At 71.1% G+C, this 21,861-nt stretch carries 22 protein-coding genes; 15 read left to right on the top strand and 7 right to left on the bottom strand.

Features of this window, described 5'->3' with window-relative positions:
• Positions 1 to 442: 442 nt before the first annotated feature.
• Entirely contained in the window at positions 443 to 1,291 is an 849-nt protein-coding gene (locus tag ABS772_RS22485) for a DUF3750 domain-containing protein (RefSeq protein ID WP_350396931.1), read from the top strand.
• A gap of 18 nt (positions 1,292 to 1,309) precedes the next feature.
• On the opposite strand, the gene ABS772_RS22480 is transcribed toward ABS772_RS22485, so the two are convergent.
• Positions 1,310 to 1,792: a hypothetical protein gene (locus tag ABS772_RS22480; RefSeq protein ID WP_238255082.1), complete on the bottom strand. Its 483-nt coding sequence runs from the start codon at positions 1,790 to 1,792 to the stop codon at positions 1,310 to 1,312.
• A 291-nt stretch (positions 1,793 to 2,083) separates the two neighbouring features.
• Between ABS772_RS22480 and ABS772_RS22475 the strand changes: the two genes are divergently transcribed.
• The gene (locus ABS772_RS22475) at positions 2,084 to 2,575 is read left to right on the top strand and encodes a GNAT family N-acetyltransferase (RefSeq protein ID WP_350396929.1); all 492 of its coding nucleotides are present in this window, start codon (positions 2,084 to 2,086) and stop codon (positions 2,573 to 2,575) included.
• 82 nt (positions 2,576 to 2,657) lie between these two features.
• Positions 2,658 to 4,049 (top strand): GntP family permease, encoded by a 1,392-nt coding sequence (locus ABS772_RS22470; protein WP_350396928.1) that lies wholly within the window; start codon positions 2,658 to 2,660, stop codon positions 4,047 to 4,049.
• Positions 4,050 to 4,055: 6 nt separating this feature from the next.
• On the opposite strand, the gene ABS772_RS22465 is transcribed toward ABS772_RS22470, so the two are convergent.
• Positions 4,056 to 4,433 (bottom strand): winged helix-turn-helix transcriptional regulator, encoded by a 378-nt coding sequence (locus tag ABS772_RS22465; RefSeq protein ID WP_238255344.1) that lies wholly within the window; start codon positions 4,431 to 4,433, stop codon positions 4,056 to 4,058.
• 106 nt (positions 4,434 to 4,539) lie between these two features.
• Here ABS772_RS22465 and ABS772_RS22460 point away from each other — a divergent pair, with 106 nt between their 5' ends.
• The gene (locus tag ABS772_RS22460; RefSeq protein WP_350396927.1) at positions 4,540 to 5,601 is read left to right on the top strand and encodes an SDR family oxidoreductase; all 1,062 of its coding nucleotides are present in this window, start codon (positions 4,540 to 4,542) and stop codon (positions 5,599 to 5,601) included.
• A gap of 12 nt (positions 5,602 to 5,613) precedes the next feature.
• Here the strand turns inward: ABS772_RS22460 and ABS772_RS22455 are convergent, their stop codons facing one another.
• Both ABS772_RS22455 and ABS772_RS22450 read right to left on the bottom strand, forming a co-directional pair.
• On the bottom strand, positions 5,614 to 7,134 hold the full coding sequence (locus ABS772_RS22455; RefSeq protein ID WP_350396937.1) for an aspartate ammonia-lyase: 1,521 nt from the start codon (positions 7,132 to 7,134) through the stop codon (positions 5,614 to 5,616).
• Positions 7,135 to 7,429: 295 nt separating this feature from the next.
• Positions 7,430 to 8,983: an alginate export family protein gene (locus ABS772_RS22450; protein WP_350396936.1), complete on the bottom strand. Its 1,554-nt coding sequence runs from the start codon at positions 8,981 to 8,983 to the stop codon at positions 7,430 to 7,432.
• Positions 8,984 to 9,436: 453 nt separating this feature from the next.
• On the opposite strand from ABS772_RS22450, the gene ABS772_RS22445 reads away from it, so the two are divergent.
• The 6 genes from ABS772_RS22445 (at position 9,437) to ABS772_RS22420 (ending at position 13,358) form a co-directional block, all read left to right on the top strand.
• On the top strand, positions 9,437 to 10,363 hold the full coding sequence (locus ABS772_RS22445; RefSeq protein WP_238255341.1) for an amino acid ABC transporter substrate-binding protein: 927 nt from the start codon (positions 9,437 to 9,439) through the stop codon (positions 10,361 to 10,363).
• Positions 10,364 to 10,411: 48 nt separating this feature from the next.
• Positions 10,412 to 11,134 (top strand): amino acid ABC transporter permease, encoded by a 723-nt coding sequence (locus ABS772_RS22440; protein WP_238255340.1) that lies wholly within the window; start codon positions 10,412 to 10,414, stop codon positions 11,132 to 11,134.
• Positions 11,134 to 11,826: an amino acid ABC transporter permease gene (locus ABS772_RS22435; RefSeq protein WP_238255339.1), complete on the top strand. Its 693-nt coding sequence runs from the start codon at positions 11,134 to 11,136 to the stop codon at positions 11,824 to 11,826. The genes ABS772_RS22440 and ABS772_RS22435 overlap by 1 nt, the downstream gene beginning before the upstream one ends.
• Positions 11,827 to 11,906: 80 nt before the next feature.
• The gene (locus ABS772_RS22430) at positions 11,907 to 12,635 is read left to right on the top strand and encodes an amino acid ABC transporter ATP-binding protein (protein WP_350396935.1); all 729 of its coding nucleotides are present in this window, start codon (positions 11,907 to 11,909) and stop codon (positions 12,633 to 12,635) included.
• 141 nt (positions 12,636 to 12,776) lie between these two features.
• Positions 12,777 to 13,067 (top strand): DUF6894 family protein, encoded by a 291-nt coding sequence (locus ABS772_RS22425; protein WP_350396924.1) that lies wholly within the window; start codon positions 12,777 to 12,779, stop codon positions 13,065 to 13,067.
• A 126-nt stretch (positions 13,068 to 13,193) separates the two neighbouring features.
• The gene (locus ABS772_RS22420) at positions 13,194 to 13,358 is read left to right on the top strand and encodes a hypothetical protein (RefSeq protein ID WP_238255337.1); all 165 of its coding nucleotides are present in this window, start codon (positions 13,194 to 13,196) and stop codon (positions 13,356 to 13,358) included.
• A gap of 306 nt (positions 13,359 to 13,664) precedes the next feature.
• Here the strand turns inward: ABS772_RS22420 and ABS772_RS22415 are convergent, their stop codons facing one another.
• Positions 13,665 to 14,618 carry a DMT family transporter gene (locus tag ABS772_RS22415; protein WP_350396923.1) on the bottom strand — a complete coding sequence of 318 codons (954 nt, stop codon included), beginning with the start codon at positions 14,616 to 14,618 and terminating at the stop codon, positions 13,665 to 13,667.
• A gap of 55 nt (positions 14,619 to 14,673) precedes the next feature.
• Complete coding sequence (locus ABS772_RS22410) at positions 14,674 to 15,942, bottom strand: arsenic transporter (RefSeq protein ID WP_350396922.1); 1,269 nt, start codon at positions 15,940 to 15,942, stop codon at positions 14,674 to 14,676.
• A gap of 372 nt (positions 15,943 to 16,314) precedes the next feature.
• Here ABS772_RS22410 and ABS772_RS22405 point away from each other — a divergent pair, with 372 nt between their 5' ends.
• Positions 16,315 to 16,581 (top strand): hypothetical protein, encoded by a 267-nt coding sequence (locus tag ABS772_RS22405; protein ID WP_350396921.1) that lies wholly within the window; start codon positions 16,315 to 16,317, stop codon positions 16,579 to 16,581.
• 187 nt (positions 16,582 to 16,768) lie between these two features.
• On the opposite strand, the gene ABS772_RS22400 is transcribed toward ABS772_RS22405, so the two are convergent.
• Positions 16,769 to 17,386 (bottom strand): PepSY domain-containing protein, encoded by a 618-nt coding sequence (locus tag ABS772_RS22400; protein ID WP_350396934.1) that lies wholly within the window; start codon positions 17,384 to 17,386, stop codon positions 16,769 to 16,771.
• A 258-nt stretch (positions 17,387 to 17,644) separates the two neighbouring features.
• On the opposite strand from ABS772_RS22400, the gene ABS772_RS22395 reads away from it, so the two are divergent.
• The 4 genes from ABS772_RS22395 to ABS772_RS22380 all read left to right on the top strand — a co-directional run.
• Complete coding sequence (locus tag ABS772_RS22395) at positions 17,645 to 18,445, top strand: NUDIX hydrolase (RefSeq protein WP_350396933.1); 801 nt, start codon at positions 17,645 to 17,647, stop codon at positions 18,443 to 18,445.
• Between the two features lies 1 nt (position 18,446).
• Complete coding sequence (locus tag ABS772_RS22390; protein ID WP_350396920.1) at positions 18,447 to 19,427, top strand: SPFH domain-containing protein; 981 nt, start codon at positions 18,447 to 18,449, stop codon at positions 19,425 to 19,427.
• An 11-nt stretch (positions 19,428 to 19,438) separates the two neighbouring features.
• Positions 19,439 to 20,332 (top strand): NAD(+)/NADH kinase, encoded by an 894-nt coding sequence (locus ABS772_RS22385; protein WP_350396919.1) that lies wholly within the window; start codon positions 19,439 to 19,441, stop codon positions 20,330 to 20,332.
• 253 nt (positions 20,333 to 20,585) lie between these two features.
• Positions 20,586 to 21,861 (top strand): amino acid adenylation domain-containing protein (locus ABS772_RS22380; protein WP_407943011.1); only part of this gene is annotated, 1,276 nt, incomplete at its 3' end.

Genomic DNA, 21,861 nt, shown 5'->3' with positions numbered 1-21,861 from the left:
GGCGAGGGGGCGGCGGGCCGGCCCTGGATCGGGCTCACCGAGGTCACGCTGATCTCCTCCAGCGTGGTCGCCTGCTGCGCCCGCGCCGCGGGGACGAGGCCGGGCGCCGCCGTCAGCACTGCTCCCGCCGCCAGCAGCATCCGTCCCGAGCGCCCGCGTCGCATTCCCATCGATCCAGCCAAGTCACGTTGCGATGTCACGTTACAATGTTTCATCACCGAGATGTAACAGTGTTGCAAGGCCGATCCGCCGCGCGGCCGATCCTTGCTCCGGGGTGTGACCGGCCTGCATCAGGCGGGAAGCGGGTGCGCTGCTGCACGGCGCGCGCGCCGCGCTCCGGTCCACCGCGTCGCGGGCGCTTGTGCGGACCGGGGCCGGACCTGACATTGGGGCTCCCGGAGGAGCGTGCCGCCTGTCGGGATCTGCTGTCCCCCGGAACCCGATGCCCGCCGACGTGCTCCTGCCCGCCCTCCGCTTCCTCCTCCTCGGTCTCGCCCTCCTCGTTCTCCTCTTCCTCGTCCCGCTCGCGACCCACGCCCTGTGGTGGACCGCGAAGGGCGGACGCGCGGAAAACTGGTCGACGGCGGACTGGTCGAGCGCCGGCCTCCTGCCGCCGGCCGCCGCCGTGCCGGGGGCGATGGTGCGGGTCTACGCCGCCCGGGTCGGGCGCTGGCGGGGCATCTTCGCCCATCACAGCTGGGTGGTGATCAAGGAGGCGGGCGCCCCCCGCTACACCCGCTACGACGTGGTCGGCTGGGGCACGCCCGTGCGCACCGACGCCTACGCCCCGGACGGGCGCTGGTTCGGCAACGCGCCGGAGATCGTGCTCGGGCTCGACGGCGAGGCCGCGGCCCGCGCGATCCCCGGCATCCGCGCGGCGGTGGCGGATTATCCCTATCGCAGCCAGGGCTCGTACCAGGCCTGGCCGGGGCCGAACTCGAACACCTTCGCCGCCCACGTCGTCGCGCACATCCCCGACAACGACGTGCCGCTGCCGCCGACCGCGCTCGGCAAGGACTGGACGCCGTCGGGCCGCTTCGCCGAGCGCACCCCGAGCGGCACCGGCCTGCGCCTGTCCTGGCGCGGCTATGTGGGAATCACCGTCGGCTGGGTCGACGGGCTGGAACTCAACCTGCTCGGCGCGGTGGCGGGCCTCGACTGGCGCCGCCCGGCCCTGAAGCTGCCGGGCTGGGGCCGGATCGCCCTGATCCCCGGCGGCGACGCGGACAAGGCGGCGCCGACGGTCGCGGGACCGGAGCGCCGCCCGGCGGCCGATTCGGTCTCGGGCTGAGCGGTTCCGCGGCGAGGCTCAGCGCTTCGACGACCTCTGGCCCGGCAGCGTCACCTCCCCCTGCCACTGGCCGGCGAACTCGGTCTTCGAGGTGTAGGCGAGGGAGAAGGTGCCCTTGCCCTTCACGCCGGCGAATTCGCCGGTGGCCGCGCTGTCCCGGTAGGTGCCGGTCGCCGCGACGCGGCCCTGCGCGTCGGTGGTGACGGTGCCCTTGTAGACGCTCGACGTCGTGCCGGCGGGGGTCGTGAAGGTGATGGTGCCCTCCACCGGCCCCTGGCCATTCTTGAGCGTGACGGTCTCCACCCACTGCACCTGGGCGCCGTCGAGCGGGGTGCCGGGCCCCCTGTTGAGGCCGGACGCGGTCTGCTGGATCTTCACCTCGTTCGGACCGAGCACCTGCGGCGCTTGGCTGTCGACGCGGCCGGTATAGCTCCCGCCCATCGGCATCGCCACGACCGCGGATGGAAGACCCGCCGCGAGAAAGAGCGTGGCAGCAAGCATCGTCAAATTTCGAGACATCGCGTTCGCTCCCTGAAAACGTTATGTGAGTCCGGCCCCGACGGGACGGCTCGTGAATACTGTGAATTTGAAATAATTTTGCTGTCAACGGTCTGTATTCGGATGAATACGGTCTCTGTTGTACGGGAGTGGGCCGCCTGCCATGCGGGGCGGTCGATCGATCGGCGTAGATCTACCGCCGACAGCCTACCTCCTTTCCTCCGGGCGCGATCCGGGTAGCTTCGGGCTGCCGCGGCCGCCGGACGCGCACCCACCCTCACGTCAGCAGACCCGATGACCGACCTCTCCCTTCGCCCGGCGCAGAACCACGACCGCGACGCGATCTGGTCGATCCTCGAGCCGATCCTGCGCGAGGGCGAGACCTATGCCCTGCCGCGGGACTGGGACCGGGAGCGGGCGCTCGCCTACTGGTTCTCGCCGGCCCACCATGTCTTCGTCGCGGAGGAATCGGGCGCGGTGCTGGGCAGCTACTACATCCGCGCCAACCAGCTCGGGGCCGGCGACCACGTCGCCAACGGCACCTACGCCACGCATCCGGCCGCGCGGGGCCGGGGCGTCGCCCGCGCCATGGGCCTGCACTCCTTTGAGACGGCTCGGGCGCTGGGCTTTTCCGCGATGCAGTTCAACCTCGTCGTCGCCACCAACACCCGCGCCGTCGCCCTCTGGACGCGCCTCGGCCTCAGGGAGGTCGGCCGCCTGCCCGGCGTGTTCCGCCACCCCGCGCACGGCCCGGTCGACGCGCTGGTGATGCACCGGAGCCTGTAACCCCGCCTCCATTGAACACGGCCGCGCTTGGGACAGATTGATCACCGCGCACCGTGAGAGGTGCGGGGGGAGGGCGCGGACCTTGAGCTTCCTGATCTGCCTCGCGGCGCTCTTCTTCCTGATGGGGATCGCCTATCGCGGCTTCTCGGTGATCCTGTTCGCCCCCGTCGCCGCCATGGGCGCGGTGCTGCTCACCGACCCGTCGGCCGTGCCGACCCTCTTCTCCGGGCTGTTCATGGAGAAGCTCGTCGGCTTCCTGAAGCTGTACTTCCCCGTCTTCCTGCTCGGCGCCGTGTTCGGCAAGCTGATCGAGATCTCGGGCTTTGCCCGCTCCATCGTCGGCGCCGTCACCGGGCTCTTGGGCGAGGGCAGGGCGATCGTCGCCATCGTGCTGGTCGGGGCGATCCTCACCTACGGCGGCGTCTCGCTGTTCGTGGCGGTGTTCGCGGTCTACCCCTTCGCCGCCGAGCTGTTTCGCCGCTCGAACATCCCGAAGCGCCTGATCCCGGGGACGATCGCGCTCGGCGCCTTCACCTTCACCATGGACACCCTGCCGGGCACGCCGCAGATCCAGAACATCATCCCGGCCTCCTTCTTCAAGACCGACGCCTACGCCGCCCCCTGGCTCGGCATCATCGGCGCGCTCTTCGTGTTCTGCACCGGCGTCGCCTATCTCGAATGGCGCCGCCGCCGGGCCGGGAACGAGGGCTACGGCGAGGGCCACGCCAACGAGCCGCAGGCGGTCGAGGACAAGGTCGTCATCCACCCGGGCGTCGCGATCCTGCCGCTCCTCATCGTCGGCATCGGCAACAAGCTGCTGCTCGCCTGGATCACGGGCGCCTACGGCGAGCAGGCGAGCGCGGCGCTGACCCCGGAAATGGCCGCCAACCCCATCACCGTGCCGATCAAGACGGTGGCGGCGATCTGGGCGGTGCAGGGCGCGCTGCTGCTGGGCATCCTCGCCACGGTGATCCTCGGCTTCCGCAACCTCGCCGACCGCTTCTCCGAGGGCTCGAAGGCGGCGGTCGCCGGCTCGCTGCTCGCCGGCATGAACACCGCCACCGAGTACGGCTTCGGCGCGGTCATCGCCGCGCTCCCCGGCTTCAAGGTGATCTCGGACGCGCTCTCGAAGATCCCCAATCCGCTGATCAACGAGGCGGTGACGGTCAACGTGCTGGCCGGCGTCACCGGTTCGGCCTCGGGCGGGCTCTCGATCGCCCTCGGCGCCCTGTCCGGCCGCTTCGTCGAGGCGGCGCAGGCGGCCGGCATCCCGCTCGAGGTGATGCACCGGGTCGCCGCCATGGCGAGCGGCGGCATGGACACCCTGCCCCATAATGGCGCGGTGATCACGCTGCTCGCCGTCACCGGGCTCACCCACCGCCAGTCCTACGGCGACATCTTCGCGATCACGATCATCAAGACCGTGGCCGTGTTCGTCGTGATCGGGGTCTATTACGGGACCGGACTGGTCTGACGCCGCTCAGCGCCGGGCGTTCGAGCGGGCGCCGAGGCTGTCGAGGGCATCCGCGTTGGCCCGGCTCCAGGCGTAGAGCAGCTCCACCGGCTCCACGAAGCGGCAGCCGAGCGGGGTGATCCGGTACTCCACGGCGGGCGGCACCGTGCCCTCGACGTGGCGGGTGACGAGGCCGCTGCCCTCCATCTCGCGCAGGGTCTGGGTCAGCATCTTCTTGGAGATGCCGGGCAGGCTGCGGTGGAGCACGCCGGTGCGGGCGCGGCCCCCGTGGAGGGTGTGGAGCGTGTGCAGCACCATGCTGGTCCACTTGGTCGAGAACAGCGCCAGGATCCGCCGCGGCGCGCAATCCTCCCGCCCCTCCTCGTCCGGACTTCCGGGCTCCATGCTGGTGACCTTTCGGTGCCTATGACCCCAAAGGGTGCCGTCTAGCGCCGTCCGGTCCGTAGGCCTAGCTCCAGAAGGCGGGGCAGGGACCACACCGGAGAGAACCATGACGGGAACGGCACTGATCGCGGGCGTCGGCGGCATCGTCGGCAACAACCTCGCCCGGCACCTCGTCGACCGGGGCTGGACGGTCGAGGGGCTGGCGCGGCGCCCGCCGGACATCGCCGGGGTGACGCCGATCGCCGCCGACCTGCTCGACCCGGCGGCGCTGGCGCGGGCGCTGGAGGGCCGCAGGCCGAGCCACCTCTTCCTCGCCACCTGGCTGCGCCAGCCGACGGAGGCCGAGAACATCCGCGTCAACGCCGCGATGGTCTCGAATCTCCTCGAGGCGCTCCGCCCGGCGGCAAGCCTGCGCCACGTGGCCCTGGTGACGGGGCTCAAGCACTATCTCGGGCCGTTCGAGGCCTACGGGAAGGGGAGCCTGCCGCCGACCCCGTTCCGCGAGGACCTGCCGCGCCTTCCCGTCGAGAATTTTTACTACGCGCAGGAGGATGCGGTGTTCGCGGCCGCCGCGCGCGACGGTTTCAGCTGGAGCGTGCACCGCCCGCACACGATCGTCGGCTACGCGCTCGGCAACGCCATGAACATGGGCGTGACGCTCGCCGTCTACGCCACGCTCTGCCGCGAGACCGGGCGTCCCTTCCGCTTCCCCGGCTCGGCGGCGCAGTGGAACGGGCTCACCGACGTAACCGATGCGCGGCTGCTCGCCCGCCACCTCGAATGGGCGGCGCTGACGGAGAGCGCGCACAACGAGGCCTTCAACGTCGTCGACGGCGACGTCTTCCGCTGGCAATGGATGTGGGGGCGGCTCGCCCGGTGGTTCGAGGTCGAACCGGCGCCCTTCGACGGCACGGTGAACCCGCTGGAACAGCAGATGGCGGGCGCCGCCCCGCTCTGGGCGGAGATCGCGGCGCGCCACGGCCTGGTCGAGCCCGATCTCGACCGCCTGGTGTCGGCCTGGCACACCGATGCCGATCTCGGCCGCCCGATCGAGGTCGTCACCGACATGAGCAAGAGCCGGCGCCTGGGCTTTCTCGACTACCAGCCCTCGGACGAAGCGTTCTTCGACCTGTTCGCGCGGCTGCGGGCGGACCGGGTCATCCCGTGACCGGAGCCGTCCTCACCCCACCGTCCCGGCCTTCTGCCGCCGGGTCGGATGGGTCATGGCTTCGAGCTCCAGAAGCCCGTTGAGCTGGGCCTCCGTCAGCAGGCCCTCCTCCAGCACGAGGTCGGCCACCGCGCGGTTCTCCTTCAGCGCGCGGCGGGCGATGCGGGAACTGGCCTCGTAGCCCAGCGTCGGCGCGAGCGCCGTGACGAGGCCGATCGAGCCCTGGACCAGGGCGCGGCAGCGCTCGCGGTCGGCCTCGATGCCCTCGACGCAGCGCTTGGTCAGGGTGTCGAGGGCGGCGGTCAGCATCCGCAGGGAGCTCAGCACGCAGTAGCCGATGGTCGGCTCGAAGGCGTTGAGCTGGAGCTGGCCGCCCTCGGCGCAGAGCGTCACCGTCAGGTCGTGGCCGATCACCATGTAGGCGACTTGGTTGACCACCTCCGGAATCACCGGGTTGACTTTGCCCGGCATGATCGAGGAGCCGGCTTGCACGGCGGGCAGCCGGATCTCGCCGATGCCCGTGCGGGGGCCGGACGAGAGCAGCCGCAGGTCGTTGCAGATCTTGGACAGTTTCACCGCGACGCGCTTGAGGGTGCCGGAGAACAGCACGAAGGCGCCGAGATCCGAGGTCGCCTCGATCAGGTTGGAGGCGAGCACCATCGGCTGGCCGGCGAGCCGTGACAGCTCCTCCACGGCGAGCGCGGCGTAGCGCGGGTCGGCGTTGATGCCGGTGCCGATCGCGGTCGCGCCGAGATTCACCTCGCGGAACAGGCCGACGATCTCGTTGAGCCGCGCCACGTCCTCCTTGATGGTGGCGTGGAAGCCGTCGAACTCCTGGCCCAGCGTCATCGGCACCGCGTCCTGGAGCTGGGTGCGGCCCATCTTCAGCACGTCGGCGAACTCCACCGCCTTGCTCTTGAAGGCGTAGGCGAGGTCGTCGAGCGCCTTCACCAGCGGCTGCGTCGCGAAGATCACCGCGAGCCGCAGGGCCGTCGGGTAGGCGTCGTTGGTCGATTGCGCCATGTTGACGTCGTCGTTGGGGTGCAGCGCGGCGTAGTCGCCGGGCGCCCGGCCCATCAGCCGCAGGCCCACATTGGCGATGACCTCGTTGGCGTTCATGTTGGTCGAGGTGCCGGCCCCGCCCTGGATCGCGTCGACCACGAAGGATTCGGCGTAGAGGGGATCGGTCGCGACGAGGGTGCAGGCCTCGTCGATGATGCGCGCCTTCGCCTCCGGCAGGTAGCCGAGCCGGTGGTTGGCCCGGGCCGCCGCCTGCTTCACCAGGGCGAGCGCCCGCACGAGCTCCGGGTAGTGGCCGACCGGCACGCCGGTGATCGGAAAATTCGCCACCGCCCGCTTGGTGTGGAGGCCCCACAGGGCCTCCGCCGGCACCTCGCCTTCGCCGAGCAGGTCGTGCTCCGGGCGGGTCTTCTCCGCCTCCATCACCACCTTGCGCACGGTGGCGACGGCGAGATCCTCCTCCTGCGCCGCGCTCTCCGCCCCGGAGGCTTCCGGGATCGCCGCCGCCCGCATGGCCGCGTCCTTGACGGCTTTCCTGGCGGCCTTCTTGCCCGCGTCTTTGCCGGCACCCTTGCCCGATCGCCCGGTCCCGCCGGCCGCTGCCGTCTTCGTCACGAAAACCCCTCCCGATTCTCAAATCGATCCGGCGGGGTTTTCTTGTTCTCGTGGCCCTCGCCGCCGGGATGGTCTTGAGATCCCGAAGTCTCGGGATGTCAATTGCTTGTCGGCCCGGCCCCGTGTCACGGGCGGCGGGTCGTCACCGGAGGGCGGCCGGGACCGCCGGTCGCGGTCTGAGAAGGACGCGGGCTCAGAAGAACACGGTCGTGTTGAGATAGCCGTAGAAGGTGTCGCCCGTGTCGGGGGCGTTGGGCGCGTTGCGCAGGAAATCGCCCTTGGCGAGGTAGGCGAGGCCGGTTTCGAGGATCATCGCGTCGGGGACGATCCAGGTGCGCAGGCGCCCCTCGATCTGGTGGCCGGCGAAGGTGCCGGAGCGGCCGGTGCGGTCGCGGACCAGGGTCGCGGCGAAGGTGTCGGTGGCGCTCTCCAGCCAGAGCGGCCGGTAGGCGATGAAGGCGTCCCAGACCTTGCTCGGGGCGATCTCGGCGCGGATCGAGGGCGAGATCAGGTTGGCGCGCTGCACCGGGCCGTAGAGGCCGGTCGGGCCGTACTCGAAGCGCCGGGCGCCGAACAGGGTGTCGAAGCGGCTGAACCGGCCGTCGCCGTTCCGGTCGCCGCTGGCGTGGTCGTAGTGCAGCGACAGCCGCGGCCGCCATGCGTGCTCGAAGGTGTAGCCGACCTCCGCGTGGACGAAGTAGGCCGAGACCGTGAGGTCGCGCAGGTCGGTGGCCGCGGCGGTCTCGCGGGCGAGGCCGGTCTGGTAGATCGCCTCGAAATCGTAGTCGAACGCGCCCACCCGCGGCCGGCGCGCGAGCCGCAGGCCGGGGGTGAACAGGCGCCGGTCGCGGGTCTGGACCGAGCGCGGGCCGGTGCCCGAATCCTGCTCGTAGAGGCCGTAGCCGTAGAGCTCGAACGTGCCGCCGAGGATGTCGGCGAAGGTGTAGGAGGCGCCGAAGAGCTGCAGGTTCAGGCTCTCGCGGTCGAATTCGATGCCGTTGTCGAGGATGCCGTCGACGTCGTCCGGCAGCCGGGTGTGCGGCATCGCCCACAGGGCGGTGAACTTGTCCCGGTTCGCGCCCTGCCAGTCGAAGCTCGCGCCGGTATAGGCGTTGATGGTGTTGCGGAACTGCTGGCGCGAGACGAGGCGGCGGGAGCCGATGTTCTTGGTGAAGCGGCCGACCGTCAGGCTGCTCTTCGCGCCGTCGCCGCCGAGATCGCCGGTGTCGAGGGTGAGATAGGCCTGGCCCGGTTCGAGGGCGTTGATCTCCGTGGTGGAGGCGGAGGAGTTGCGCTGCTGGAAGAAGCCGCGGCTGTCGAACAGCTCCACCCCGAGGCGCACCGGGCCCTTGATCCCGTACTCCACGTGCAGGGTGGTGAGGTAGGAGTTCAGGATGTCGTTGGCGGCGAAGGCCGGCACCGGGCGGAACTGGTTGGCGATGCCCTCCGCCCGCGCCCGGAACGAGCCGCCGATGCGCCAGTTCTCCGGCTCGCCGAGCGCCCTGTAGAGGACGTTCGGCGGCGCGGCCGGCGCGGCCGAGAAGGATGGCCCGTCCTGCCTCCTGCCGGCCGCCGCGATCGCCGCCTGCGCCCTGGCGGTGGCGACGTCCGCGGTGATATCCGAGGCGCTGACGGGCGGCGTGTCCGGGGGCCCGGCCAGGGAGCTGTTCCGAGCGAGGGCCGGGCCGGCAAGCAGGGGGAAGGAAGCGCCGGCCAGCAGCGACGCGCACAGAACCGATCGCTTCACCATGCCGCTCCTGTTCTTTGGCAGAGTTCGTCCGAGAGCGATGAGAGATCACCTAGTCTGATATACCAACGCAAGGACTGGCTCTTCGATCGATGCATTTTGTCGGAGCGGCGCCGTTTCGGAGTATCCATCGGCAGCCAGTTTTCCACACGGCAGGTGACAACCAAAACAGAACGAAATCAGAGATTTAAGATGCTCGGCTTGATCGCTGGCGGGCGCGTTTCCTTTGTCCCCCGTCTGCAACGGCAGGGGCAAAAGCTCAGGAGTACTTGAATTTATCGGGATTAAACCCGGACGGGCATCCCGGCAGGCGGGGGCCGGTCGCGCCCGGCAACCGTCCCGCGCGCAAGGATGGCGGCGGACGGATGACAAGCCGGTGTTCCGGCCCCACTATGGTTGCGCCGCCGCCCGCCGGGCCGCGGCGCATCAAGCACGTGTTCGGAAGGTCCGCCCATGCGCCTCAAGGCCGCGCTCCTGCTCACCGCCCTCGTCGCCGCGACCGCCGCCTCGTCGGCGCGCGCCAACAACCCCGCGGGCCAGGATCTCACCGGGACGCTGAAGAAGGTGAAGGACACGGGCGCCCTCACCATCGGCTACCGCGACGCCTCGGTGCCGTTCTCCTATCTCGACGGCAGCCAGAAGCCGGTGGGCTACGCCTACGAGATCTGCCTGAAGGTCGCCGACGCGGTCAAAGCCCATCTCAAGCTCGACAAGCTCGACGTGCGGCTCAACCCCGTCACCTCCGCGACCCGCATTCCCCTGATCGCCAACGGGACGATCGACCTCGAATGCGGCTCGACCACCAACAACGCCGACCGGCAGCGCCAGGCCGCCTTCACCAACACCCACTTCCTCACCGCGACGCGCTTCGTCGCGAAGAAGGAGAAGGGACTCGACAAGACCGACGACCTCAAGGGCCGCACCGTGGTCTCGACCTCGGGCACGACCAACATCCGCCAGATCAACGAGATCAACGCGGCCCGCGGTCTCGGCATGCGGATCCTGCCGGCCAAGGACCACGCGGAGGGCTTCCTGATGATGGAGACCGGCCGCGCCGACGCCTTCGTGATGGACGACGTGCTGCTCGCCGCCCTCGTCGCCGGCTCGAAGACGCCCGAGGCCTACACGATCTCGTCGGAGGCCCAGTCGCGTCCGGAGCCCTACGGCATCATGCTGCGCAAGGACGACGCCCCGTTCAAGGCCGTGGTCGATGCGGCGACCGCCGCGCTCTACAAGAGCCCGGAGGGCAAGGCGCTCTACGACAAGTGGTTCACCCAACCCATCCCGCCGCGGGGCATCAACCTGAAGCTCCCGATGAGCGAGGCGATGCAGAAGGTCTTCGCCAGTCCCAGCGACAGCGCCGATCCGGCGGCCTACTGACCGCGCCGGACCGCAGGCGGTGAGCGACCTTCCGATGATCTGCGCCCGATGAACTACAATTGGAACTGGGGCATCTTCCTGGAGCCGTCGCCCGAGGGCGCCGGCACCTATGCCGACATGCTGCTCTCGGGGCTGGCCTGGACGGTCGCCACCGCCCTCTGCTCGTGGGCCATCGCCTTCACCCTCGGCTCTCTGGTCGGCGTGATGCGCACGCTGCCCTCGCGCGCCGCCAACGCCGTCGGCGCCGCCTATGTCGAGCTGTTCCGCAACGTCCCGCTGCTGGTGCAGATGTTCCTCTGGTACTTCGTGCTGCCGGAACTCCTGCCCGCGCGCCTGGGCTCGGCCGTCAAGCAGATGCCGGACGCGCCGTTCTACACGGCGGTCCTGTGCCTGGGCTTCTTCACCGCGGCGCGGGTGGCCGAGCAGGTCCGGGCCGGCATCCGCGCCCTGCCGCGGGGGCAGGCGCAGGCGGGCCTCGCCCTCGGGCTGACGCGGGCGCAGACTTACCGCGCCGTGCTGCTGCCCAACGCCTACCGCATCCTCCTGCCGCCGCTCACCTCGGAATTCCTCAACAACCTCAAGAATACCTCGGTGGCCCTCACCATCGGCCTGCTGGAACTCACGGCGCGGGCCCGCTCGATGCAGGAATTCTCGTTCCACGTGTTCGAGGCCTTCACCGCGGCGACCCTGCTCTACGTCGCCCTCAACCTCGTGGTGATCGCGGGGGCGACCCTGCTGGAGCGGCGCGTGGCCGTGCCGGGAGGGCGCTGATGTTCGGGCATTTCGACCTCTCCGTCATCGTCGGCGCGCTGCCCTACCTGTTCGCCGAGGGCATGGTGTTCACGCTGACGCTGACCGCGCTCGCGGCGAGCGGCGGCATCGTGCTCGGTACGGGGCTGGCGCTGCTGCGGCTCTCGGGCGTGCCGGGCCTGACGCACGCGGCCAAGCTCTACGTCGAGCTGATGCGGTCCCTGCCGCTCGTGCTGGTGATCTTCTGGTTCTACTTCCTCGTGCCCTATCTCGGCGCCTGGGCGACGGGCTCGGACACGCCGATCCAGGTCGGGGCCTTCGCCAGCGCCCTCGTCACCTTCACCCTGTTCGAGGCGGCCTACTTCTCCGAGATCGTCCGGGCGGGCATCCAGTCGATCCCGAAGGGGCAGAGCGCGGCGGCCCAGGCGCTCGGCATGAGCTACGCGCAGACGATGCGCCTCGTGGTGCTGCCGCAGGCCTTCCGCAACATGGTGCCGTTGCTGCTGACCCAGACGATCGTGCTCTTCCAGGACACCTCCCTCGTCTACGTGCTCTCGCTGACCGACTTCCTCGGGGCCGCCTCCAAGGTCGCGCAGCGCGACGGGCGGCTCGTGGAGATGTACCTGTTCGCCGCGCTCGTCTACTTCGCCGTCTGCTTCGCGGCCTCGCTGCTGGTGCGCCGGCTCCAGGCCCGCACGGCGATCGTCCGGTGACGGGGAAACGCCATGAGGATGGGCCCATGACCTCGAGTCCCAAGGCCTCGGCTCCGCCGCCGGCGGCGGCCGCCGGGCCGATGATCGTCATCGAGGGGGTGTCGAAGTGGTACGGCGACGTCCGCGTCCTGTCCGGCTGCTCCACTGCGGTGAGCCGGGGCGAGGTGGTGGTGGTCTGCGGTCCCTCCGGCTCGGGCAAGTCGACGCTCTTGAAATGCGTCAACGCCCTCGAGCCGTTCCAGGAGGGGCAGATCACCGTCGACGGCACGCGGGTGCGGGACCGGGCCACCAACCTGCCGCGCCTGCGCGCGCGGGTCGGCATGGTGTTCCAGCATTTCGAGCTGTTTCCGCATCTCAGCGTCATCGACAACCTGACGCTGGCCCCGCGCAAGGTGCTGGGGCGCTCGAAGGCGGCGGCGGCCCAGCGCGGCCTCGACCTCCTGGCCCGGGTCGGGCTCTCCGCCCACGCGGAAAAGCATCCGGGCCAGCTCTCGGGCGGGCAGCAGCAGCGGGTGGCCATCGCCCGGGCGCTCGCCATGGACCCGGTGGTGATGCTGTTCGACGAGCCGACCTCGGCCCTCGATCCCGAGATGGTCGGCGAGGTGCTCGACGTGATGGTGGAACTCGCCCGCGACGGCATGACCATGATGGTCGTGACCCACGAGATGGGCTTCGCCCGCAAGGTCGCCGACCGGGTGGTGTTCATGGATCGCGGCGAGATCGTCGAGGATGTCGCGAAGGAGGCCTTCTTCGACCGGCCCCGCAGCGAGCGGGCTCAGCAATTTTTGTCGAAGATCCTCGCACATTGACCCGGATCGACGGCCCTCGGCTCTCCCCGAGGGACCGTTCCGCCTGTATGCTGCCGGCTTGTGCCGCTGAAGCCGGCCCTGTTTCCTTCACGTTGTCATGACGTGGGGCTCTGCCCCGGCCGCGTCGGGAGAGGCCGTCCCGTGCAGCCGGTCCCGGGCGTGATCGAGACAGGACGGTTTTTTCCAAACAGCTTTTCTCGGATGCCGCGTTATTTCTTCGACATCAACGACGGCACGGATCTGAAGGACGAGGTGGGTCGCGAGATCCAGGACCCGCTCGCCCTGCGCCGTGAGGCGCTGCGGGTGATGACGACTCTGATGGCCGCCGAGGCCGAGGACAGCCAGGATTGCACGCTGGTTCTGACCGTCCGCAACGGCGACGGCGACGGCGTGATGACGATTCGCCTCGTCTGCCAGATCGACGACGGCTGATCCGGGTTCCGCCGGAGCGGCGAGCGCATCGGCCCGCGGGGACGCTCACGGAGGATGGGGGCGGTCCGCCGAACGCGTCGCACCCGGCCGGGGAGCCGGTGCGCGCTCTTCGGGGGGAGGAGCCGCGTGGCCGAGGTCGATCAGGAGCATGTCGAGCAGGACGCGGAGCCGGCGGAAGCCCGAGGCCGGAAGCTTTTCACGGGCGGCCGCGCACAGGGCCGCAACCTCAGCGATGGCATCAGCGTCGTTCGTCGGCATCGTCCTGCTCTGACCAGAGCGTATTCGTCGTGACCATCAATCGAACACCGCCGGAAAAGCTATCCGATGCGGCGGGCCGGGTGTGGATGTGTTCGAACGAACACTTACTCGATCATGGACCGTCGATCGCGTCAGGGTCTAGCGGGATCTTTCGATCAAAATATCGTGTGCGTCCCCGCGGGCAGCTTGACGGAGCGTAACGGGGTCGGTCGCGGCGCGGATGCACGTTCGCGGTCCGGGAATCGGGGGCGCATCGACGGGTTCGCGCGCGACGTCCGGTCTCGACGAGGGCGACGGCGCGACGCGGCCGGTCCGATCGGAGGAGCGTCCCGCGCGCCGTCAGGCCAGCGAGATGAGGGCGATGCCGGCCACCATCAGGGCGGCCCCACCGAGCCGCGACGCGCCGGCCCGCACCCGCTTCATCCCGACCCAGCCGAAATGATCCAGCGCCACCGAGGTCAGCAGGTTGGCGGTGATCAGGAGGCCGTTGAAGGCGCCCGCGCCGACCTTGTCGACGAAGAGCAGGCCGGCGAACACCGCCACGGCTCCGGCGAGGCCGGCCAGCGGCATCCACCAGCGCACCCCCTCGAGATCGGCCCGCCGCGGCAGCGGCTTCGGCCGCAGCAGGAAGACCAGCACGAAGACGAACAGCACCGGGAGGAACGAGACCAGGGCCGCGAGCCAGGGGTTGACCAGGGCGCCGCGCAGCTGCGCGTTCCACACCACGCCGATCGCCTGCAGGGCGCCCGCGCCGACGATGAAGGGGTAGAGCAGGCGCGGACCGAGGCCGTGGCCGGCCTCCCCGGTCTCGCCCCCGGTCGCACCCCCGGCCGCGCCCTTCTCGGGCGTGACGCGGGCGATGAACGTCACGCCGACGGCCATGAGCAGGCCGCCGAGCCAGGGCAGCGGCTTGAACCCGCCGCCCGGCAGCCCGAACAGGCCCAGCGCATCCATCGCCAGCGAGGTCAGGATGTTGGCCGTCAGCGTCAGGCCGTTGAAGGGGCCGGCGCCGACCTTGTCGACGAGGGCGAGGCCGCCGAACACCGCCACCGCCCCGGCCAGGCCGCCCAGCGGCGCGTACCACGGCATGCCCCCGAGCGTGTCGAGGCCCGGCAGCGGGGTCGGCATCACGAGGAACAGCGTCGCGAAGACGAGGACGATCGGCAGGAAGGAGACGGAGGCCGCCAGGAACGGGTTGACGAGCTGCCCGCGCAGCTGCGCGTTCATGGAATTGCCGAGCGCCTGGAGCCCGCCCGCCAGGATGATGAAGGGATAGAGCAGGGCGGCACTCACGCGGGTCGGCTCCGGAGCGGCGAAGGGCGGGGATCAGGCAGGAATCGGGCGGGGATCAGACGAGGATCAGGGCGGCGAGGGCCAGCGCGAGCGCCGGCGGCATGACGAGGGCGCCGAGCTTCAGGAACGCCCAGGCGGAGACGTGCAGGCCTTCGCGGCGGATCGCGGTGAGCCAGAGGATCGTGGCGAGCGAGCCGGTGACGGAGAGGTTCGGACCGAGATCGACGCCGATCAGGATCGCGCCCGCGACCGTCTCGGAGACCTGCGCGGATTGCACCGCCGCCCCCGCCAGGAGGCCCGCCGGCAGGTTGTTGACGAGGTTCGAGCCGAAGGCCACGAGGGCGCCGCCGGCCCAGGCCGTCGCCGCGGGATCGCCCTGCGCGGCCCGGCCCAGGAGGTCGGCGAGCGTCCTGAGCAGGCCGGTCTTCTCCAGGGCCTCGACCAGGACGAAGAGCCCGGCGACCAGGGGCAGCACGCCCCAGGAGACGTCCCGGACCACCGCCACGAGGCCGCCCCGCCCGATCAGAAGCACGACGAGGGTGGTGGCGAGCCCGGCGATGAAGGTCGGCAGGCCGAGTTCGAGTCCGGCGGCGGAGGCGCCGATCAGGACCGCGCCGGTGGCGACGATGCCCCCGCCCGCGACCATGCCGCCGAGCGAGAGGGCCGGCGTCGCGACCGCGGTCGCCACCGTCTCCGTCTTCAGCCGCGCGTCCTGGGTCAGGCGGAGGACGACGTAGGTCGCGACGATGGCGAGGAGGGAGGGCAGGGTGAAGGTCGCGAGCCAGCGGCCGAGCGGCGGCATCGCCTCGGCGAACACGACGAGGTTGGCCGGGTTCGAGATCGGCAGCACGAAGCTCGCCGCGTTGGCGATGAAGGCGCAGATGAACAGGTAGGGCAGGGGCTGCTTCACGCCCGCGGCCCGGGTCGCGGCGAAGACGGCCGGCGTCAGCACCACCGCGCAGGCATCGTTCGAGAGGAAGACCGTGACCACCGTGCCGACGACGTAGACGAGCAGGAACAGCCGCGTCGCCGAGCCCTTCGCGGCCCGCACCGCGTGGGCGGCGAGCCAGTCGAACAGGCCCTCCTTCCGGGCGATCTCGGAGAGCAGCATCATCCCGACGAGGAAGAGGTAGACGTCCGCGCCCTTGGCCGTGCCCTCCAGGGCGGCCTGCCAGGGGATCAGGCCGAGGAGCACGAGGAGCCCCGCCCCGGCCACCGCCCAGACCGCCTCCGGCCAGGCGAAGGGGCGCAGGATCACGCCGAGCGTCGCCAGCGCGGCGATGGCCCAGGTCGCGACGTTCGGGGTCAGGGTGAGCGCGCCCATCGGCGTCGGGCTTCCTTTTCGTCGGAGAGGGTCACGCGGGTCCGGTGCGGCGCTGCTGCGGGTTGGCCCGGCTCGGCTTCGATCGCGCGGTGCCTCGAAGGCCACGTCCCGAGCGCCCGCGCATCGACGCCGATCCGGGTCTGCCCCACCGGCAGACGCCGCTCAAGTTTTCCCACGCGCGCCCGTTCCGGAACACTCCATCACAAAAGTCGGAGGATGGCCGCCCGCGTGGGCCGGAGCGTCGCGATCCCGAGCCGCGATTCGTGACGCGGCGTCGTGCGCGGCGGCGAGACGGGCGGGGCAGGGCGGAACAGCGCCCCGGAGTGCCGGTTCCCCGAGGGCGCATTGCGCCAGCAAACAGGGAGATCCGCCATGAAGGCTCTGACTTTCGCCCTCGCGACCACCCTCCTGCTCACGCCCGCCGCCTTCGCGGCCGAAGGCTCGGGCACCAGCCGCTCCGGCACCGCCGACAGCACGGGGGCCAACGATGCCGGTTCCGGCGCCTCGCCCGGAGCGGCCGGAAGCGGCCCCACCTCCGGCGACAAGAGCCGCTCCGGCACCGCCAACAGCACGGGGCCCAACGATGCCGGTTCCGGTGCCTCGCCCGGCGCCAAGGGCAAGGGCCACGAGGCTCGCTAGGGGGCTTCGACCGACAGGAGGCCCGATCGGCGTGACGAGCGCGCCGAATCGGACCTGCCCTGTCCGCCGTCGATGCCGAGGCGGACAGGGATAGGAAGGGTCGTCCGGCGTCCGTGCGATTCCCGGACGACCCCTCGCGGCTTCCGCTCGGCCGAACCTCCTCAAGAGGAGGGGGCCGCGAGCGGGATCAGTCGTTCTTCACCGTGCCGTCCGGGCCGACCTTGACCTCCTGCTCGCGGTCGTTGAGCGCCAGCTTGATCTCGTACTCGACCGAGTTGCCCTCGCGCTCGACCTCGGCCTCGTAGGCCTTGCTGCCGGGGGCCTTCTGCTCGGCCAGCTTGATCGCGTCCTTCAGCGAGACCTTGGCGTTCTGGAAGTCGCTCGCCTTCAGGCGGGTGAAGTAGCGCTCGATCGGCTGGTTCTCGCTCTTGAAGAGCTCGCCGGTGTCGGCGTTGATGCCCTGCTCGACGAGCTTGCCGCTCGGATAGACGACCTTGATCGCGTAGCGCGCCGGGTTCTTGCCGTCGGCCTTCTCGAAGTCGGCGTCGATCGCCTTGCCGCCCTTGTCCTCGCCCTCGGCCTTGCCCTCGGCGGTGGCGATGGCCTGGGCGAGGCCGACCTTGGCCGACTTGGCGACCTGCCATTCCTTGAGGTCGCCGTTCGACTTGGTGGCCTCCGTCGCGCTGGGCGCGCGGCCGGTGTTTTCCGGGTTCTTGGTCAGGTCGGGATTCTGGGCCGCGCCGACGCCCGTCATCAGGGCCAGGAGGCCGGTGGCGGCGGTGAGGCGCAGGAAGTTGGTCTTCATCGCGTTCGTCTTCGTCGCGTTCGTCTTCATGGCGGGGCTCCCGTTTTCGGGGTTGTTGCGGACCCACTGAACGGCCCGGGCCGCCGCTTGGTTGCAGCGCGGCATGACGTTCGAAGCCTGCTGGCACGCGCCGCCGGCGCGCCGTCCGTGCCCGTCGGAAACCGCAGCAGGGCGGCCCGGTCGCACCGGCCGTCTTGACATATATACGATATGCGAATAACTAATGCGCACAATGAATATAAGAAGGTTGCGAGCGTGGTGAACCCCATCGAGTCCGAGGCGGCCTTCCTGGCACGCTACGATCCCGCCGATTACGCGCGGCCGGCGATCGCCGTCGATCTGGTGCTGCTGGGGCTCTCCGGCGGCCGCCCCGCCATCCTGCTGCTGAAGCGCGACCGCCACCCGCATGCGGGGCGCCACGCGCTCCCCGGCGGCTTTGTCGGGATCGACGAGCCGCTCGACGCCGCCGCCGCGCGGGTCCTGCGGGAGAAGGCCGGCGGCGCGCCGGCGCATCTCGAGCAGCTCTACACCTTCGGCGCCGTGGAGCGCGATCCGCGCATGCGCATCGTCACGGTCGCCTATCTCGCGCTCCTGACCGAGGCGGCCTTCGCCGAGGCGCTGGCGCGGGCCCCGGCCCTGCAGCCCGGCACGGTCGCGGCGTCTTCGATCGATGGGCCGGTCACGGTCCACGCGCTCCACGGCGAGGCGCTCGCCCTCGCCTTCGACCACGCCGAGATCGTCGCGGTGGCCCTGCGGCGGCTCAGGGGCAAGCTCGACTACTCGGAGGTCGGCTTCGCCCTGCTGCCGGAGCTGTTCACCCTGCGCCAGCTCCAGGACGTGCACGAGGCGATCCTCGGCACGCGCCTCAACAAGCCCGCCTTCCGCCGCCGCATGCTCGACCGCGGCTGGCTCGAACCCACCGGCCGGTTCGAGACGGGCACGTCCTACCGCCCCGCCGAGCTGTACCGCCCGGCCCGGAATCCCTCGCCCACCGCATCGACGAATTCGTCGCCAACTTCGTCGCCAAATTCATCGCCAAATCCATCGCAAGGAGACTGACATGGCCACGATCCGCCGCTTCGGCGTTCTCTCCCAGCTTCGGAGCGAGGCCAGCCACTACGTCATCCGCTACCGCAACGGCCGCCCGCGCCAGAGCGGGCGCGGCCTCGTCTTCTGGTTCCGCCCGGAGACGGCGAGCATCAGCGAACTGCCCATGGACGACCGCGAGATGACGCTGTTCGTCCGCGGCCGCAGCCAGGATTTCCAGGTCGTGGCGGTCCAGGGCAGCATCGGCTGGCACGTCGCCGATCCCGAGCGGCTCGCCGCCCGCGTCGATTTCTCCCTCGACCTGCGCACCGGCCGGCTCCAGGGCGAGCCGATCGAGCGGATCGAGGCGCGCATCGCCGGGCTCGCCAACCAGACCGTCCTGCAATTTCTCGGAAGCGCGCCGGTGCGCGCCCTGCTCGATGCCGGGCCGGAGGCCCTGCGGGCGCAGGTGCAGGCGGCGCTCGGCACCGAGCCCTCGCTCGCCGAGATCGGCGTCGCGGTGGTCTCGGTGCGGCTCACCAACCTCGCCCCGTCGAGCGAGCTGGAGCGCGCCCTGCAGACCCCGACCTACGAGGCGCTGCAGCAGAAGGCGGACGAGGCCACCTTCGCCCGCCGGGCGCTGGCCGTGGAGAAGGAGCGCGCCATCGCCGAGAACGAACTCGCCACGAAGACGGAGCTCGCCCGGCGCGAGGCGCTGCTGATCGCCGAGGAGGCGCAGAACGCCCGCAACCGGGCGCAGGCGCGGGCCGAGGCGGAGGGCATCGCGGCCGGCGCGGAGGCCGAGCGCATCCGCGCGGTCGAGGGGGCGCGGGCCGAGGCCGAGCGGGCGCGGGTCGCGATCTACCGCGACGTCGCGCCGGGCACCCTCGTCGGCCTCGCCGCCCAGGCGCTGGCGGGCAAGCTCGACACGATCGAGCACGTCACCGTCACCCCGGACCTCCTCGCCACCCTGCTCGGCGAGGTCCGCCGCTCGACCGGCCTGCCGGCGCGCTGAGGGAGGCAGGCATGGCCGCGCTCACGCCGCGGGCGGTCTTCGTCACCCGCGAGACCGATTACGAGCTCCTGATCGCCCGGCACGCCACCCGGGGCCAGGCCCGCTTCTTCCTGGAGAGCCGCGGCCAGGAACTCGACGCGGTCGAAGCGCGCCACGCGCGCTTCCACGCGGTGCTGGCCGAGGCGCGCGCCGCGGTGCCCGGCGCGTGGCGCCAGGCCCTGGTGCGGCGGGGCGACCTCGACCGCTTCCTGTTCGCCGCCGACGACGTCGTCGTCGCCGTCGGGCAGGACGGGCTGATCGCCAACGTCGCCAAGTATCTGGGCGCGCAGCCGGTGATCGGGGTCAACCCGGCGCCCGACCTCTACGACGGCGTGCTGGCGCGCAATCCCGTCGAGCGGCTCGCCCGGCTGCTGCCGGCGAGCGCCGCCGGGGCGGCCGGGATCGAGCGGCGCACCATGGTCGAGGCGGTGATCGACGGGGCGGAGCGCCTGTTCGCCCTCAACGAGATCTTCGTCGGCCACCGCAGCCACCAATCCGCCCGCTACCGGATCGAGGCCGGGGCGGACTCGGAGGAGCAGTCCTCCAGCGGGCTCATCGTCGCCTCCGGCACCGGCGCCACCGGCTGGGCCCGCTCCATCGCCGAGGCGACCCGGCTCGACCTGTCGCTCGCCCCCGACGAGCGGGCGGTGGGCTACTGGGTGCGCGAGCCGTTCCCGAGCCTCACGACCGCCACGCGGCTGCGGGCCGGCCGCCTCACCGACGCGCCCCTCGTCGTCACCTCGCGGATGAACGAGGGCGGCGTGGTCTTCGCCGACGGGATCGAGCAGGACTTCCTGGGCTTCGGCTGGGGCCGGCAGGTGCGGATCGCGCCGGCCGACCGGGCGCTGCACCTCGTGATCGGGTGAGAGGACCGACCCGGCGAGCGGGCCGCGGCGCCGGCATGTTCGGGGGCGCACCTGTCCTGGCCCTCCATCCCGTGTATGGGACGATGGCGAGGGGTTCGGGCGGACCATTGGGACCATCACCATGTCTCGGGCCCGATCCTGTCGCAAAACCGCCAAGGGGGCGGATCATGGGGCGGGTGCCGATCATGGGGCGCATGATCGCGCGCCGTGAGCGTCGGCGCGGGGACTCGACCGATCCGGGAATGGGCAGCACGTGGAATCGGCAGCAGAGCATCGGATCAGCGGTCTCGCCGAGGCGGGTCGGCACGACGGGGGGCCGGACGGGAGCCTCGACGGACGCGCCGTCCTGCGCGGGCCTTCCCGCCCCGACCTGATCCGCCGGGAGACCCTGGCCGCCCTGTTCCGGGCGAGCGCCGCCGCGCGCCCCGACGCGCCCTGCCTGATCGACGCCGCCGAGCCGGAGTCGGACGGACGCCGCCCGGTCCTGACCTACGCGGAGGTCGATGCCCGCTCCGACGCCATCGCCGCCGGGCTTTCCGCCCGCGGTATCGGTCCGGGGGACGTGGTGGGGCTGTGGATGGCCCGCGGCACCGAACTGCTGATCGCCCAGATCGGCATCGCCAAGTCGGGGGCCGCCTGGCTTCCCTTCGACGCCGAGGCGCCCGCGGACCGGGTCGCGGTCTGCCTGGGCGACGCGGAGGCGAGGGCGCTCCTCGTCTCGCAGGCCCTGCGGCTTCAGGCGCCCGAGGGCACGCCCGCGCTCACCACGGACGAGGTGCGGGCGGCGGGGCAGGGCGGGTCTGCCCCCGATCTCGACGCCGCCGGCCTCACCCCCGAGCACCCGGCCTACCTGATCTACACCTCGGGCTCGACCGGCGTGCCGAAGGGCATCGTCATCAGCCACGCCAACATCTGCCACTTCCTGCGCGCGGGCAACGCGGTCTACGGCCTGCGCGCCGACGACGTGGTGTTCCAGGGCGCCTCCGTCGCCTTCGATCTCTCGATGGAGGAGATCTGGGTTCCCTACCTCGTCGGCGCCTGCCTGTTCGTGGCGAGCCCGGCCATGATGGGCGACGTGGAATCGCTGCCCGCGATCATCGCCGAGGCCCGCGTCACCGTGCTCGACACGGTGCCGACCCTGCTCGCGATGATCCCCGGCGACCTACCGAGCGTCCGCCTCGTCCTGCTCGGCGGCGAGGCCCTGCCCGAGCCGCTGGTGGCGCGCTGGGCCACGGGTGAGCGGCGCCTGTTCAACACCTACGGCCCGACCGAGGCCACCGTGGTGGCGACCGCCGCCGAGATGCGGCCGGGCCGGGCCGTCACCATCGGCGGCCCGATCCCGAACTACTCCGTCTACGTCGCCGACGAGGCGCTGAATCTTTTGGGACTGGGCGAACAGGGGGAACTGCTGATCGGCGGCCCCGGCGTGGCGGCGGGCTACCTGAAGCGGCCCGAGCTGACGGCGGAAAAGTTCGTCGCCAACCCCTACTCGTCCGACGGGACCGACCCGGTCCTCTACCGCTCCGGCG

Origin of the sequence: Methylorubrum podarium (assembly GCF_040270385.1) — a bacterium.
Lineage (GTDB): Bacteria > Pseudomonadota > Alphaproteobacteria > Rhizobiales > Beijerinckiaceae > Methylobacterium > Methylobacterium podarium.
The sequence above is the reverse complement of the archived record's forward strand: the minus strand, read 5'-3'. Positions and strand labels throughout refer to the sequence as shown.

What these genes read in the sequence shown, in the direction of transcription:
- ABS772_RS22485 (WP_350396931.1), top strand. Translation starts at nt 443, where the DNA reads ATGCCCGCCGACGTGCTCCTGCCCGCCCTCCGCTTCCTCCTCCTCGGT.
- ABS772_RS22480 (WP_238255082.1), bottom strand. Translation starts at nt 1,792, where the DNA reads ATGCTTGCTGCCACGCTCTTTCTCGCGGCGGGTCTTCCATCCGCGGTC.
- ABS772_RS22475 (WP_350396929.1), top strand. Translation starts at nt 2,084, where the DNA reads ATGACCGACCTCTCCCTTCGCCCGGCGCAGAACCACGACCGCGACGCG.
- ABS772_RS22465 (WP_238255344.1), bottom strand. Translation starts at nt 4,433, where the DNA reads ATGGAGCCCGGAAGTCCGGACGAGGAGGGGCGGGAGGATTGCGCGCCG.
- ABS772_RS22460 (WP_350396927.1), top strand. Translation starts at nt 4,540, where the DNA reads ATGACGGGAACGGCACTGATCGCGGGCGTCGGCGGCATCGTCGGCAAC.
- ABS772_RS22455 (WP_350396937.1), bottom strand. Translation starts at nt 7,134, where the DNA reads ATGCGGGCGGCGGCGATCCCGGAAGCCTCCGGGGCGGAGAGCGCGGCG.
- ABS772_RS22445 (WP_238255341.1), top strand. Translation starts at nt 9,437, where the DNA reads ATGCGCCTCAAGGCCGCGCTCCTGCTCACCGCCCTCGTCGCCGCGACC.
- ABS772_RS22440 (WP_238255340.1), top strand. Translation starts at nt 10,412, where the DNA reads ATGAACTACAATTGGAACTGGGGCATCTTCCTGGAGCCGTCGCCCGAG.
- ABS772_RS22435 (WP_238255339.1), top strand. Translation starts at nt 11,134, where the DNA reads ATGTTCGGGCATTTCGACCTCTCCGTCATCGTCGGCGCGCTGCCCTAC.
- ABS772_RS22430 (WP_350396935.1), top strand. Translation starts at nt 11,907, where the DNA reads ATGATCGTCATCGAGGGGGTGTCGAAGTGGTACGGCGACGTCCGCGTC.
- ABS772_RS22410 (WP_350396922.1), bottom strand. Translation starts at nt 15,942, where the DNA reads ATGGGCGCGCTCACCCTGACCCCGAACGTCGCGACCTGGGCCATCGCC.
- ABS772_RS22405 (WP_350396921.1), top strand. Translation starts at nt 16,315, where the DNA reads ATGAAGGCTCTGACTTTCGCCCTCGCGACCACCCTCCTGCTCACGCCC.
- ABS772_RS22400 (WP_350396934.1), bottom strand. Translation starts at nt 17,386, where the DNA reads ATGAAGACCAACTTCCTGCGCCTCACCGCCGCCACCGGCCTCCTGGCC.
- ABS772_RS22390 (WP_350396920.1), top strand. Translation starts at nt 18,447, where the DNA reads ATGGCCACGATCCGCCGCTTCGGCGTTCTCTCCCAGCTTCGGAGCGAG.
- ABS772_RS22385 (WP_350396919.1), top strand. Translation starts at nt 19,439, where the DNA reads ATGGCCGCGCTCACGCCGCGGGCGGTCTTCGTCACCCGCGAGACCGAT.